This is a genomic window from Deltaproteobacteria bacterium, assembly GCA_019308905.1.
GTDB lineage: Bacteria > Desulfobacterota > BSN033 > WVXP01 > WVXP01 > JAFDHF01.
In genome coordinates, this window is sequence record JAFDHF010000025.1 from 17,051 (window position 1) to 31,655 (window position 14,605).

At 62.4% G+C, this 14,605-nt stretch carries 14 protein-coding genes; all 14 read left to right on the forward strand.

Annotation, left to right across the window (positions count from 1 at the left end; translation table 11 throughout):
- Nucleotides 1-29: 29 nt before the first annotated feature.
- The 14 genes from JRJ26_09810 to JRJ26_09875 all read left to right on the forward strand — a co-directional run bounded on the left by JRJ26_09810 (nt 30) and on the right by JRJ26_09875 (nt 14,603).
- Complete coding sequence (locus tag JRJ26_09810; protein MBW2057774.1) at nt 30-629, forward strand: DUF4255 domain-containing protein; 600 nt, start codon at nt 30-32, stop codon at nt 627-629.
- Nucleotides 626-1,249, forward strand: coding sequence for a carboxypeptidase regulatory-like domain-containing protein (locus tag JRJ26_09815; GenBank protein ID MBW2057775.1), 624 nt, complete (start codon nt 626-628; stop codon nt 1,247-1,249). Before JRJ26_09810 ends, JRJ26_09815 begins: the two co-directional genes overlap by 4 nt.
- A gap of 171 nt (nt 1,250-1,420) precedes the next feature.
- Nucleotides 1,421-2,623 (forward strand): phage tail sheath family protein, encoded by a 1,203-nt coding sequence (locus JRJ26_09820; GenBank protein ID MBW2057776.1) that lies wholly within the window; start codon nt 1,421-1,423, stop codon nt 2,621-2,623.
- Nucleotides 2,624-2,659: 36 nt separating this feature from the next.
- On the forward strand, nt 2,660-4,321 hold the full coding sequence (locus JRJ26_09825) for a phage tail sheath subtilisin-like domain-containing protein (GenBank protein MBW2057777.1): 1,662 nt from the start codon (nt 2,660-2,662) through the stop codon (nt 4,319-4,321).
- Nucleotides 4,322-4,342: 21 nt separating this feature from the next.
- Nucleotides 4,343-4,777 carry a phage tail protein gene (locus tag JRJ26_09830; protein MBW2057778.1) on the forward strand — a complete coding sequence of 145 codons (435 nt, stop codon included), beginning with the start codon at nt 4,343-4,345 and terminating at the stop codon, nt 4,775-4,777.
- Nucleotides 4,774-5,139, forward strand: a complete 366-nt coding sequence (locus JRJ26_09835; GenBank protein MBW2057779.1) for a phage tail assembly protein — start codon at nt 4,774-4,776, stop codon at nt 5,137-5,139. The genes JRJ26_09830 and JRJ26_09835 overlap by 4 nt, the downstream gene beginning before the upstream one ends.
- On the forward strand, nt 5,139-5,318 hold the full coding sequence (locus JRJ26_09840) for a hypothetical protein (GenBank protein ID MBW2057780.1): 180 nt from the start codon (nt 5,139-5,141) through the stop codon (nt 5,316-5,318). The genes JRJ26_09835 and JRJ26_09840 overlap by 1 nt, the downstream gene beginning before the upstream one ends.
- Complete coding sequence (locus tag JRJ26_09845; GenBank protein MBW2057781.1) at nt 5,309-5,749, forward strand: phage tail protein; 441 nt, start codon at nt 5,309-5,311, stop codon at nt 5,747-5,749. The genes JRJ26_09840 and JRJ26_09845 overlap by 10 nt, the downstream gene beginning before the upstream one ends.
- 1,625 nt (nt 5,750-7,374) lie before the next feature.
- A complete protein-coding gene (locus JRJ26_09850; protein ID MBW2057782.1) occupies nt 7,375-7,545 on the forward strand; it encodes a hypothetical protein in 171 nt (56 codons plus the stop codon).
- Nucleotides 7,546-7,566: 21 nt separating this feature from the next.
- Complete coding sequence (locus tag JRJ26_09855; GenBank protein ID MBW2057783.1) at nt 7,567-8,187, forward strand: LysM peptidoglycan-binding domain-containing protein; 621 nt, start codon at nt 7,567-7,569, stop codon at nt 8,185-8,187.
- Between the two features lie 8 nt (nt 8,188-8,195).
- Nucleotides 8,196-9,287 (forward strand): phage late control D family protein, encoded by a 1,092-nt coding sequence (locus JRJ26_09860; GenBank protein MBW2057784.1) that lies wholly within the window; start codon nt 8,196-8,198, stop codon nt 9,285-9,287.
- Nucleotides 9,284-10,192, forward strand: coding sequence for a phage tail protein (locus JRJ26_09865; protein MBW2057785.1), 909 nt, complete (start codon nt 9,284-9,286; stop codon nt 10,190-10,192). The genes JRJ26_09860 and JRJ26_09865 overlap by 4 nt, the downstream gene beginning before the upstream one ends.
- Nucleotides 10,193-10,194: 2 nt before the next feature.
- Nucleotides 10,195-10,596 (forward strand): GPW/gp25 family protein, encoded by a 402-nt coding sequence (locus JRJ26_09870; GenBank protein MBW2057786.1) that lies wholly within the window; start codon nt 10,195-10,197, stop codon nt 10,594-10,596.
- Complete coding sequence (locus JRJ26_09875; GenBank protein ID MBW2057787.1) at nt 10,593-14,603, forward strand: putative baseplate assembly protein; 4,011 nt, start codon at nt 10,593-10,595, stop codon at nt 14,601-14,603. The genes JRJ26_09870 and JRJ26_09875 overlap by 4 nt, the downstream gene beginning before the upstream one ends.
- Nucleotides 14,604-14,605 lie beyond the last annotated feature (2 nt).

Genomic DNA, 14,605 nt, shown 5'->3' on the forward strand with positions numbered 1-14,605 from the left:
CATCCTGCCCGAACAGGAAAGGGGGAGTCATGATCCAGGATCTCGACAGGACCCTGGAAGAACTGCTCAGGCGTGAACTTCCGGCTGAACTGGTCTCGCAGATCACCATCAGCTTCGCCACGCCCGATGAGCAGTTCCCCCCTCCCTCGGTCACCCTCCCTTCGGTCGATCTCTTCCTTTACGATATCAGGGAAAACCGGGATCTGCGGACAAACGAGTGGATTGTGGAGAGAGAGAGCGACGGGTCGACTACCAAGAGGCGCCCGCCTGTGAGGGTGGAATGCTCCTATCTGATCACGGCCTGGCCGAGTGATAGCACTCCCAACCCGGCCCGGGACGAGCATCGGCTCCTCGGAGAAGTGATGAAGGTCATGCTCCGCCACCCTACCATTCCAGCTGAGGTGCTCCAGGGGGGGCTGAAAGGCCAGGAGCCTCCCCTACCCGCCATCAGCCTCCTGCCGGGCCGCCTGGAGATGATGGGTCCTTTCTGGCAGGCCCTCGGGGGAAAGCTCAAGGCGGCCCTCAACTACATGGTGACCTTCGGCCTCGAGGTCCACAGGCCGGTCCAGGCCGAGGTGGTTACCGAGAAGATGCTCAAGTTTCGTGTTACCAAGGAGACCGCACCATGAGCGAGTGGGAGATCATCCGGCACGTCGTCGCCATCGCGGGCAGGGTAATCGACGGTCAAACCGGCAGGGCCGTGAGAGGGGGGCAGGTGGTGATCAGCCACGGACCCGAGACCTTCATGGCCTGGCTCGCCGCCAGGGCAAAGGAACGGGGCTCTCCTTGGGCTTCCATGGCGGAGAGGCCGGACCGGACCCGCACAGAAGCGGACGGCCATTTCCACTTCATGGACCTTCCTGAAGGAGACTATACCCTTGCGGCCTCCCTGCCCGAGGCTCTCGGCCGCTACGGCACGGCCCGGAAAGACGTTACTGTCGCCCGCGACGCCCAGGGCCACATAGCAATGGGAAAGGCGGAAATCGCCCTCCCCCCCACCACGGTAAAGGGCCTGATCGCCGACCAGGCCGGCCATCCCGTGGCCATGGCCGAGGTAAGGGTAAGGGGGAGCGGCGAGGGGTGTTTCAGCGACGGCCAGGGACGATACCTCCTGCCCCCCCTGGAAGCGGGGAGGCGGGTGGTCCAGGTCTCTGCCCGTGGCTACCAGGCAGCCGAGCAGACGGTGCTGGTCGGCTTTCCTGGAGAGGTCAAGACACTCGACTTCACCCTGGCTGAGCCCCCACCGTGAACCGGGCTGCGCCAGGAAGGGGCTCTGCCCGAGGCGGGCCTTCCTCACCGGAGGTGGAAAGGGGAGATGGATGGAGAAGCCGGATCCCCGGAGAGAGACCACATGGAGGGGGAACCTCAACGGCCCCGCCCATTTGGAATTTGATCCATAACCCGAAGAAAGGAGTCTGCCATGCCCGAATATTTAGCTCCAGGAGTATTCGTAGAGGAGGTGCCCTCGGCTATCAAACCGATCGCCGGAGTGGGCACCAGCACGGCCGGTTTTGTCGGCCTCTCTGCCGATATTGCAGATGACCAGATGCCTGAGAAACCGGCAGGCGGCCATTACAGCCAAGCCGACGCTCAAGACCCTCAGCCGGTAAACAACTGGGAGGAGTTCAAGCAGAAATTCGGCGATTTCCAGGCAGCCAATCAGTATCTGGCCCATGGGGTCTACGGGTTCTTCAACAACGGGGGCACCCGCTGCTGGGTCAACCGGGTCAGCTCCGTCGATGACCTGGACGATGCGGTGGACCAGTTCCAGAGTATCGACGAGATCGCGGTGGTGGCCGCTCCTCTGCCGCCAGACACCTCCCAGGACGCCCTCCACGCGATCCACGAAAAGCTCGTCACCCACTGCCAGTTGATGGAAGACCGGGTGGCAATCCTCGACAGCACCCGGGATATCACCGACGACAACTTCGTCATCACCACGGATGACAGCGGCATCTGGCGGCCCGCCGCAAACAAGAAGGGATACGGTGCCTTCTACTTCCCCTGGATCGAGGTGGCCGATCCCCTCAAGCCGGCTGGTTCCCGCGTCGCCGTTCCTCCAAGCGGCCATCTTGCCGGGATCTACGCCCGAAGCGACGCCCAGCGTGGCGTGCACAAGGCCCCTGCCAACGAGATGATCATGGGCGCTCTGGGAACTCGATACCGGGTGAGCAAGATCCTCCAGAAGACCCTCAACCCAAAGGGGGTCAACTGCATCCGGCCCTTCAACGGCACTATCAAGGTCTGGGGGGCACGTACCCTCGCCTCTGACCCGGCAGGCGATCCCGAGTGGATCTACATAAACGTCCGCCGCCTCTTCAACTTCCTCCGCGAGTCCATAGACAAGGGGACGCAGTGGGTCGTCTTTGAGCCGAACGAGCCGAAGCTCTGGGCCAAGATAACGCGGAACATCACGGCCTTCCTCACCAACGTTTGGCGTGGGGGAGCCCTCTTCGGCACCACTCCGCAGGAGGCCTTCTACGTGAAGTGCGATGCCGAGACGAATCCACCGGAGGTACGCGAACTCGGCCAGGTGGTCACCGAGATCGGCGTGGCTGTTGTCAAGCCTGCTGAGTTCGTGATTTTCCGTATCAGCCAGTGGACGGGACCGAGCGGTTCATAACCGCCCGGAAGACCCGGCATCAGGGTGGAATCGACAATGCCGACCTACACGACACCCGGGATCTATAGGGAGGAGAGACTGCTCGAGGCAAGGGCCGAGCCACGCACTGGGGTACCCGCCTTCCTCGGTTACACCGGAAGAGTCCCCGGCGACGAGTTGGGGAGGAAGACCCTCTATACCCCCCAACGCGTCACCCTCTGGCCCCAGTTCGAGGAGGCCTTCGGCCCGCCCCCACCGGGGGGCCACCTGGCTGACGCGGTCCGGGGCTTCTTCGAAAACCGCGGGACTCTCTGCTATGTGGTACCTCTGGACCGGGCCGACCCGCCCCGAGATGCACTGAAGATGGGCCTTGATGCCCTGGCCTCTTGGGAGACGGGAGACCTGGTCTGCACTCCGGATCTTATCAGGATGTATCCCCAGGAGGCTCTCCCCCCGCCAGACTCCCTCGGTCCTGTCTGGTCGGCCTATGTGGGGCAGCTCCTGCGGCGATGGGGTCGGTCGCCCAACCCCGAGGAAGTGACGGCCATGCAGAACGATGTCCTCGGCCTTTGCGATTCTCTGGAGGGTCCTTTTGCCATACTCGACAGCCTTCCCGGGGCGGATCCCAGCCAGGTTCTCGTCCAACGGCAGAAGCTGAAGGGGACCAGGGGTGCACTCTACTACCCCTGGATCAAGTTGGAGGAGACCACCTGCGTGCCGCCCTGCGGCCATGTGGCAGGGGTTTATGCGAGAAGCGACAGGCAGGTGGGGGTTCACAAGGCGCCGGCCAACGAAGTGCTGGAAGGAGCCCTCGATCTGGAGGTCTCTCTCACCAATGGAGAGCAAGGTCTCCTCAATCCCGCAGGAGTCAACTGTCTCCGAGCCTTTCCTGGACGTGGCATCCGGGTCTGGGGGGCACGGACCCTCAGCAGGGATGAGAACCTGGCCTATGTCAGCGTCTGCCGTCTCCTTCTCACGGTGGCACGCTGGGTGGGCCAGACCCTGTCGGAGGCCGTCTTCGAACCCCATGATCCCAGCCTCTGGGCCGGGATCCGCCGGGAGCTCACCGTCTATTTCACCGACCTGTTCCAGAGGGGAGCACTCAAGGGGACATCACCCGAGGAGGCCTTCTCGGTGAAGTGTGATGAAGAAACAAGCCCACCGGAGGTACGCCGGGCAGGAAGACTGGTTGCCGAGGTCCGTCTTGCTCCCACAGAGCCGAATGAATTCGTCATCCTCCGCATCATCCAGGAGGCCGGCGGAGCAACGGTGGCCTTCAAGCCCACAAGACCCCGCGGCTCGCCGGGAACGCCGAATCCCACGGGAGGCGGTCCTCCCCCCGAGTTGGCAATTACTCGTATCGAATACGACCCTCCAGGTCATGACTGGGCAGGAGAGCATGTGGTGATCGAGAACAAGGGCAAAAGGCCCGCCGATCTGACAGGTTGGACTATCAGCGACCTTGCCGGCCACACCTTTGTTTTCCCGCAATTTACCCTGCATCCCGGCCTGTCGGTACGCATCTGGACAAAAGCCGGGGCCGACACGGCGAAAGATCTTTACTGGGGGCGGCGCGGGGCCGCGATCTGGAACAACGTGGGCGATCGGGCCTTCCTCAGGGACCAGGAGGGCAATCTCGTCCACGTGTATACCTGTAGTGCATTGAACCGGTATCCCGACACCGGGGCAAGACCTGCCGGGTCCGCCGGGCCCGGATAAAACGCCAAGGAGGTTTGAATCATGCCAGTGGGAGATCGAAAAGATCCGTATCGCGCTTATAATTTTCTGGTGGAGTTGGACGGCATCACCCGGGCGGGCTTCCGGGAATGCTCCGGGTTGGATTCCTCCCAGGACCCCATCGAATACCGGGAGGGGAACGAAGCTCTGACGCCGCGCAAGCTGCCGGGCCTGGTCAAGTATTCCAACATCACCCTTAAGTGGGGCATCACCGACGATGCGGAGCTCTGGGAGTGGCGAAAGAAGGCAATGGACGGCAAGGTTGAGCGAAAGAACGGCTCCATCGTCCTCCTGGACGACGCCGGAGAGGAGAAGCTCCGCTGGAACTTCCGCAACGGCTGGCCCACCAAGTGGACGGGCCCGAGCCTCAATGCCACGGGAAACGAGGTGGCTGTCGAGGACCTGGAAATCACCCATGAAGGAGTGGAAAAGGCATGACGCTCGAGACAGAATTCCCTTTCACCCTGCCCCGGGGATATGTGGACGCCGATGGCAACCTCCACCGTGAGGGAGTGATGCGCCTTGCCACAGCCTACGACGAGATCGCACCCATGAAGGATCCCCGTGTCCAGGCGAACCCGGGCTATCTGGTGATCATCCTCCTTTCCCGGGTGATCACCCGCCTCGGCGAGTTGACCCACATCAATCCCAAGATAATCGAGGGCATCTTCTCGGCCGATCTGGCCTTCTTGCAGGACTTCTATCGTCGCGTCAACCAGAACGGCCACAGCCGGTTGGGGGTCACATGCCCCCATTGTGAGAAGGCCTTCGAGGTGGAGGTCAACGGCTCGGGGGGGTGATGAGCTACCCCTTGGACCGACTGTTCGAGGAGGTAGCTTACATAGCCTATCACTTCCACTGGCCGTTCGACCAGATCATGGGGATGGAACACCGCGAGCGGCAGCGGTGGGTCGGGGAGATCGCCAAGATCAATCACCGGCTCAATGAGACCGCAGGGAGCGGCAAACCATGGCGGTAGGGGACCGTACAGACCCTTATCTGGCTTTCAACTTCCTGGTCGAAATCGATGGGGTAGTGGCCGGCGGGTTCAGCGAGGTCACCGGTCTGGAGGTCGAAGTCGAGGTCCACGACTATCGCGAAGGCGGGGTCAACGGCTATGTTCACAGGTTGGCCGGCCCTGCCCGCTATCCGTCGAATCTCGTTCTCAAACACGGGATGACAGACGTCGACGCCCTCTGGAAGTGGCACCAGGAGGTGACCCAGGGTACCATCCAGAGGAAAAACGGATCCATCGTCCTTCTGGACGCCGCAGGAGAAGAGAAGTGGCGCTGGAATTTTGTCCAGGCCTATCCGGTCAAGTGGACCGGGCCGGAGCTGCGCGCGACCTCCGCCGTTGTGGCCGTGGAGACGGTGGAACTGGTCCACAGGGGAATAGCCAAAGCACGGTGAGAGAGCAGACCGGGAGGAACCAATAGATGAAACCCAAGCAACAGGGCCCTAAACAAGAGATCCCTGCCCGAGGTCCCCGGAAAGAGCCGACCCGTGATATCTCTGTGCAGGAGACACAGGAAGCGACCACCCAACTGGGAGAGCGTATCCTGGGCCGCTACGGGCGGGCTCCGGGGCTCATACAGACAGATCCGGCAGGGTGGCCAGCCGGCAAGTCGAAGTCGGGCTACCTGCCCATGCTCTCTGAGATCCGGAGACGCTTCAGGCCTGTAGGGGTTTCCTTTTCCCAGGATTTCCCTCTTCTCTCGTACAGCCCCCTGTCGGCCCCTGCCGGGATGGGGCTTTCTCCCCCTCTCTCTCCTCAGACGAGTCCTTACCGAGATCCGGCAGGAGGGCCTGCCTCCACAAACCGAGATCTCTACCAGACACCTCCCTCCTCACGGGGCAGGGACTCTGTTCCCCCGGCCGCGGGGATTGACGCCGTGCAGACGGGAATCGAACCGATCAAGTCCCCTGCCCGGATACCTCTCGCAACCACCTATGCCGCCGCAGCCAGGGACAGAAAAGCCGGCAGTCTCGCCGCCTACTCGGACCTTCCGGCAAGGACTGCCCTCCAGCCCGCAGGTCCTGGAGCGCCACGGCCCGGCGACCCCGGCCTGCTCTCCGGGAAGCAGGTCTCTCCCGAGGGAGAAGAGGCCCCTCAAGCAAAACCGGGTCGCCGAGTCTCAACCCCTAAGGCCGGCTCCCTGACTCCGCAATCCGACGGAAAAGTCCCGCTCCAGAGGGGAGTATCGAATCCTCTCCTTTCGCAGGAGGCTGGAACCCGCGGGCTGCCTCTTGCCCCTGAGCCTTCTGCCCGGGATTCCGGCCGCCTTGGGTCCACGCCGGCCCCGGCTCTTTCCGGGACCCTGATCTCAACCCCGGCTCCGGGCAGGGCAGCCCCTGATCCGGCCTTCCCTTTGCAGAACCAGGGGTCTCTGGCAAGGGTTGCTCCAGGCTCACCCTCGTGGCCTACCGGCGGGCCTCTTGAGGAGCCGATCTCAAACAAGGCCGGCGGGTTTCAGAGGATCACCTCGACTCCTTCCTCGGGGAGCCTCTACGAACAAGGATTGCAGCCCGCCCTTGTGCAGCGAGAATCAGGCCATTCCAGAAATCGACACCCGGACGGCGTGCCCTCCGCTGCCCGGGGACCCGGCCTCCAAAGGACCCACGTGCCCAACGTGCCGGATATCATCTCCTATGCCGTAATAGACCCTCCTCGATCTTCCATGCCCGGCTCCAAGCCGGGCCGCGGGGTGCAACCGGCCCTCTTGCCGATCGATTCTTCTTTGCCTCTCGGACCCTTCGCGGCCATGCGGGGAGAGATGTCCGGCCCTCGCGGACAAGCCGTGCTGGGGGAGCAAGAGCAAGGTGGCCCGGGTGGAGGGCAGGTGAGGACCCCGGACAGAGAAGTGGCGACAGGGGTCTCTCCTCTCACGGATGCCCGGCCGTTGATGGGAGAGATACCCGGCTCGACCGGGGAAATGCCCCTTGTCAGGAGGGTCTCCGAGAGCCCGGCCGGGAGGAGGGGACAACCTTTAGCGCAGATCAACGCTCGATCCGGGAACTCCGGAAAAGGAGTCCCCTTGGCAGCGCAGAGAGAGGAGGGTGGAACCCCATCATCTGCGGAAGAGCCTTCGGGCGGGGGAACGGCCGAGGCGGGTGGCCGGGCAATAGATCTGGAGCGGCTGGCAGATCAAGTCTATTCCATCATAGAGGACCGTCTCACCATAGAGCGGGAGAGTCTCGGCATCTAGGCTGAGGAGGACAGTAGTACCATGGAACTCGAAAAGGCGACGATCTGGTACGAGATAAAGAACAAGAAAGAGGTCGTCCAGGTCCTGTTCAACCCCACGGAATATCGACTCAACAAGGCCAACCAGTTTGCCGAGGTGGCCATACCCGGCCTGGGTACCCCGCCGCTTCAGTTTGTCCGCGGAAATGCCCGTACGCTCTCCATGCAGTTGTTCTTCGATACCTATGAACAGGGCTCTGATGTGAGGGAGCACACCCAGAAGATCATGAAGCTCCTGGAGATCCACAGAGAGCTCCACGCTCCCCCAGTCTGCCACTTCAACTGGGGCAGACTCGATTTTGCCGGGGTGCTGGAAAGGGCAGACCAGCGCTTCACCCTTTTCCTCCCGGACGGAACCCCTGTCAGGGCCACGGTGGACGTCTCTTTCAAGGAATACTGCGAGGCACAGAAACAGGCTGGGAACCTCCAGTCAGCGGATTTCACCAAGCGTTACGTGGTCAAGAGGGGTGATACCCTGAACAGGATCGCTCACCAGGAGTATGGCGACCCAGGATTGTGGCGACCCATCGCCCAGGAGAACCGCATGGATGACCCCCTTGCCCTTAGACCAGGGCAAGTGCTGGTCATCCCTGCCTTGGAGTGATCGTATCCGTGAGTCCAGGCAGGTCTTATGCACCCAGCTTTCGAATCCTGCTCGGCGGCACCGAGCTCCGTCACGGCGTCACCGCCGACGTGCTTTCGGTGACCGTGGTCGACAATGCAGACCGGGCCGACTCCTTCAGCTTCACCGTCCGGGATCACCTCCCTGAACCTGATCGCCTCTTCCCAGGTGGAGAGAGGCTCCAGTGGATGGACAGCCGTATCTTTGACGAGGGTAACAGGGTGGAGATCTACATGGGTTACGCGGACGATCTCGTCTCCATGATGGTTGGGGAGATAACCGCGGTCAATCCCAGTTTTCCAGCCAGTGGACAGCCCACCTTGAGGGTGCAGGGATACAGCCTCTATCACAGGCTCCAGCGGACGCGCCTTCGAAAGCCGTTCAAGGCCACCACCGACAGTGGAATCGTCCGCCAAATCGCCACCCAGATGAACCTGGAGCCCATGGTGGATGAGACCGAGGTGGAGTATCCCCTGGTCTCCCCCAAAGGGGAGACGTGCGCCTCTTTTCTCAGGCAAAGGGCCGAGCGGATCGGCTACGAGGTGGTGGTGAAACGAGAGACCCTCTACTTTCAACGCCCCCGCTATCTGGAGAACCCGAGCCCCGGGTTGACCCTTGAGTGGGGCAGGAGTCTCATCCATTTCAGCCCCAGGCTCTCCACCTTCAATGCTCCCACAGAGGTCACGGTGAGGGGATCTCAGACCTCGCAGGGCCGGGGCAAGGAACCCCTGGTGGGCACTGCCCGGGCCGGCGATGAGCGGGTTAAGATGGGCACAGAGACAGGCCAACAGATAGCCCGCAGTGTCTTCGGTGACCATCACCTCCTGGTGGAGGACCACAACATTACCACCTCCCAGGAGGCAAACGAGGTGGCCCGAGCCAGGCTCGAGACCCAGGCCATGAATTTCATCACAGGAAGCGGTTCCTGCATCGGCAACCCGAGGCTCAGGGCGAGGATGGTACTCGCCCTCAAAGGCCTGGGGAAGAGATTCAGCGGGAACTATTACGTCACCGCGGCCACCCACACCATCGACGGCGGGGGGTACCGTACGGATTTCCAGGTAAAGAGGAACGCCAGATGAGCCTGCTCGAACTTCTCAATGCCCGCACTCCCGGGGCCGACCAGCAGAACAAGGTGTACGGCGTGGTGGTCGGCATAGTCCGGGACATAAAGGATCCCCTCAACCTCGGCCGGGTCAAGGTCGACTTCCCCTGGATGGGTGAGGCCGCAGAAGCGGTATCCATCTCTTCCGAGGAGGATCGGGCCCACAGCTACTGGGCGCGCATCGCCACGCTCATGGCTGGAAGTGGGCGGGGTACTTACTTCGTCCCCGAGGTAGGGGAAGAGGTGCTCGTGGCCTTCGAGCACGGAGACCTGGACCGTCCCTTTGTCATCGGCTCTCTTTGGAACGCCGACGACGAACCCCCGGAGAGCATGGATGGGGAGGGCAAGAACCACCTCCGTACCATCCACTCCAGGAGCGGCCACGTTCTTACCTTCGACGACAACATCGACGAGGAGAAGGCGAGATTGATCATAAAGAGCCAGGGTGGGCACGAGATCCACCTGGACGACGGAAAAGGACAGGAAAAGATCGAGTTGAAAACCAAGGAGGGCCACACTATCACCCTCGACGATGCAGCCGGCACCGTGACCCTGGCCGACAAGGCCGGCAACGAGATGGTGCTCGACTCGAATGCCAATTCCCTGACCGTCAAGACCGGTGGAAACCAGGACCAGACAGTGGGGGGCAACCTGACAATCAACGTGACAGGCACGGTGACCATCTCGGCCCCTTCCGCGATAACACTGGATGCCACCTCGATCAAGCTGGGCTCCTCCGCCGCCCTGACCCTGGTGAACGACACCTTTCTCGATATCTTCAACGCCCATTTCCACGTGGGTAACCTCGGTGCTCCAACGTCGCCGCCGACCGTACCGGCGATCAAGAGCGTCCAGAGCACGATCTTCACCAAAGGAGCGTAGCCATGAGCCAGGAGTTCCTCGGGGTGGGATGGAAGTTTCCCGTGCAGACCGACGACCAGGGCGAGATCGCTCTCAGCCGCCATGAAGAGGATATTCGAGAGCGGATCTGGATCATCCTCGGCACCGCACCTGGAGAGAGGCTGATGCGTCCTGAGTTCGGCTGCGGCATCCACGACTACGTGTTCTCCCCGAACAACAGCCGTACTGCCGGCCTTGTCCGCTTTCATGTGGAAGAGGCCCTCACCCGCTGGGAACCGCGGATCGACCTGGAGGAGGTGAATGTCCAGGCCGACCCGGGCCGGCCGGTCCTGTTGCGGATCAATATCCGCTACCGGGTTCGGGCCACGGACACCCGTTTCAACCTGGTCTATCCCTTCTACCTGGAACGTGGGGAGGTACGATGAGAATCGAAGCTCCGGGGTTCAGGATCCGGATCAAAAATCACACCGAGGGAGAGGCACGAAACTCCGAGGAGGCCCTCCACTTTGTGAAGGAAGAGTTGGCCGAGCAGGGCTTGAAACTCCAGCCCGGAGGAGCAGGCTGGGCGCTGATGAACCTCTTCGGCCGCATGGTGGAACTCGTCTTCAACCGCCTCGACCAGGTACCTGAAAAGCACTTCCTGGCCTTCCTCAACGAAGCCGGGGTCGATCTGCTCCCCCCCAGTCCGGCAGGTACGGAACTCACCTTCACCCTCCAACCCGACGGCCCTTCCCACATCCTCGTACCCGCCGGCACCCAGGTGGCAACGGTTCAGACCGAGACCCTCCCCGAGATAATCTTCGAGACCGAACGCGATGTGGTGGTCTCTTCAACCAGACTCGTAAAGTGCATCGCCTTTGATCCGCTCAACTACAGCGACCGTACCCCGGAGGCTGGAGGCGGGGACTCTGCCTCTTCCGCTGAAACCACACGTGCGGGCTTTGCCGCATTCCGGGGCGAAAAAGAACGGAGGCGCGCCCTCTACATAGGCCATGGCGCGGTCTTTGCCTTTCCCGACGAGGCAACCCGGAAGGGTGCCGTCATCAAGCTCCATTTTCAGGTCAAAGCGCAACATGGGTCTCCTGACTGGCGGCTTCTGTGGGAATATTACGACGAGAATGCCGCGGATTGGAAGCGCTTTTCCCCTCAGCCCGAGGACGAGACCCGGGGACTTCTCACAAGCGGGTTCGTCACCTTCACCGCACCACCCGAAATCGGTGAGCATACGATCACCCAGAACGACGAGCAGTGGACCAGCCGCTGGATCCGTGCCCTTTTGACAGGAGGCGCAGACCGGACCCTCCTTCCGGTCCTCGATACGGTCAGGATTTCCAGAAGCGTGCGTGTCCAATCGGGGAACCTCCTGCCCGATCTCTCCTATTACAACCCCATCGAGAGCGCCGCCTATATCCCGCTGGACCTCACAAAAGAGTTCTATCCCCTGGGCAGGCGGCCATGCAATCACGACACCTTTTACATGGCCGCGGATGAACCCCTCGCCAAACCCGGAGCGACAGTCACCCTGACCCTGGATATCGGGGACCCGGGGGTCGCCTCCGAGGAGGTGGTCCTGACCTGGGAGTACTACGACGGCGAGACCTGGCAGCCGATCGGCAGGTCCTCGAGCCGCGCTCCGGCAGAGTCCACCCCTGGTTTCCACTTTCGGGATACGAGCCGGGCCTTTACCCTGGCAGGCCGGCACGAGGTCTCCTTCGTCTTACCCGACTCCGCCCATCCGGAACTCGATCCCTCCAGGCCCGTCACGGTAAACGGGGAGAAACACCACTGGCTGCGGGTCCGAATGACAAGGGGACTCTATGGCCGGGAGGGTTACTGGGACGCCAGGGGGAGGCGGTGGGTGCCAGAGGTGGTCCAACCCCCGGCCCTGGGCTCCCTCAGGTTGGGTTACACCTACCGGCCCCCTGCAGGGAAGCCCGGGCACGCAGAGTACTGCCTCAGCCAGGTGGATTCGGCCTTCACAGACCGTACCTCCGCGACCATAGAGGAGAACACCCCTTTCTCGCCTTTCAGTGCAGCCGAGGAAGGACCGGCTCTCTATATGGGCTTCAAGCCCGCCTTCCCCCGGAACAAATGGATCCAGCTGCTCCTCGATGTTCAGGAAGAGGCCGCCGCCCATGTAACCCTGCCTCCGGTCTTCTGGGAATATTGGAACGGGAGCCGATGGGCCGCCCTCCGGGCCTCGGACGGGAGCAGGGGACTGAAGCGGAGAGAGTATCTGGGTTTCTTCGGACCAGAGGATCACAAACCCCGAACCGAGTTCGGCCAGGAGGCCTACTGGCTCCGGGGCCGGCCCCACCTCCACCCCTTGGCCGACGCCGGAGGCGACGGGCAGGTAAGTTCCGACGGGGAGACAGCCACCGTCTCCCTCGACGCTTCCAGGTCCCTGTCCTTTGACGAGTCGAGAAGGATCACCCGTTACACCTGGCGCCTCGGCCCCCTTGCAAGGGCCGGACAGGACCAGAAGGTCACTGCTCTCGACGGCAAGGCCGCCGTCACCCTAGACGCCTTCAACTCGGAGGCCTTCGGCCCAGGGGGAAAGATCTCTACCTATACCTGGCGGATAGTATCTTCCAGCCCTCCCACAGCCGAGGCGGGCCCTGATCGGACTATTGTCACCGAGGGTCAAAGGGCGACTGTCTCTCTCAATGGAGCGAACTCCCGGGGTGCCGAGGACCGACCCATAGCGAAATATATCTGGAGCCGGGCAGAGGCAGAGGCAAGAAGGCCCGGGACGAGGCCGATCCCCACGCCCTTTCTCAAGGCCATCCGCCTCAATACCGCCCCTGCCCTTAATGCCGTCACCATCCGGAACGAGGTTCTCGGTTCGAGTGACGGTAAGCCGAATCAGGTCTTTACCCTCAAGAGACCTCCCGTGCTCCCCGAGCTTTCCCTCGCGGTCAGGGAACCTGACCGCCCCCCGAGTGATGAACTGAGACGGCTCCAGGAGGAACTGCGCAGCGCCGGCAGCACGGCCGGTGCTCTCCTGGAAGACAAAGGGGGTGCCCCCGGACAAGGGATCTGGATCCGATGGACCCGGGTATCCGACTTCCATGGCTCTGCTCCTTCGAGCAGGCACTTCACCCTCGATGCCATTACAGGGGATGTCCGTTTTGGGGACGGCGAGCAGGGCAAGATTCCCCCTGTGGGGCGAGACAACATCAGGGCCCTTATCTACCGCAACCTCGATGGGGCCAAGGCCAATGCACCGGCAGGTGCTATCACGGCCTTACGCAACCCGAGCGGGGATCTGGCCAACATCAAGAGTGCGACCAATCCAGAGCCGGCAGCCGGAGGTTCCGATTCCAAGCCGGTGAGTGAAGTCAAGGAGCGGGGCCCGCAGAGTCTCAAACACCGTCGGCGGGCCGTCACATCCGAGGATTTTGTCTGGCTTGCCAGGGAGGCAAGCGGCGAGGTGGCCCGTGCCGCGTGTCTGCCCGTACGCAACGCCACAGGCCTTGAAGAGCCGGGTTGGGTAACGGTGGTCATCACGCCCGAGAGCCGAGATACAAGGCCTACACCCCCTCCGGCCCTGCTGCGGCGAGTGGAGGGCTACCTGAAAGACCGAGTCCTGGCCAACCTGAAGGCTGCCGGTCGCATCTACGTTACAGGGCCCGAGTATATCGAAGCCGCCGTAGAAGCCCAAGTGGTCCCGGAACACCCCGACAAGGCGGACGCCGCGAAGCTTGCGGTACTCAAGAGACTGGAAACCTTCCTCCATCCTCTCCTGGGAGGTGTAGACCGCAGGGGTTGGGAGCTGGGCCGGGATGTCTACCTCTCTGAGGTCTGCGCCGAAGTCGAAGAGGTGCCTGAAGTCGACCACGTGGCTCTCATAAGACTCCTCGCCTCGATCCAGCAGTTCCGCCTCGAGGTGGGGCCGAAAAAGGGGGCAAGGCAACAGGTCCCCCTGGACGCTCCTGTGGGCAGCCAGGTGGGTACCTTTGACGAGCGGATCAAGCTCCTCCTGGCAGAGCCCCTCCGGGCAGGAGAGGAGCTCAGGTTTCTTGCCGTCTCGGGCTTCAAGTCGGGCGACCGAGCCTGTCTGGTCGGAGCGGACAATTCGGTTGTCAAGGAGAATCTCAGAATAGCCTCCATCTCCGGCCATAGGGTGACCTTTACAGAGTCCTTTGTTCTGCCAGAAAAGGCCGAGGCCCTGAGCTCGGAAGACAGGCGTCTGCGCCTCCCGATCTCGGCCCGGAACGGCTCCCTCCCTTCGGGAGTCGAGACAGATTCGGTGGCGGTCAGGAGTCTCGAGGCGGGGGAAAAGGTCAGCATCGTGGCCGGTACCCTCCGCCATCCAGGGCTCGAGTTTCTGCCCATACTGGCGGTAAGCCCCCTGGAAGACCGGATCTTCGTGCCCGAGGGCCACCTGATCTATTCCGGCGGCCACGACATCAAGATGGTTCTGGAGTAAAG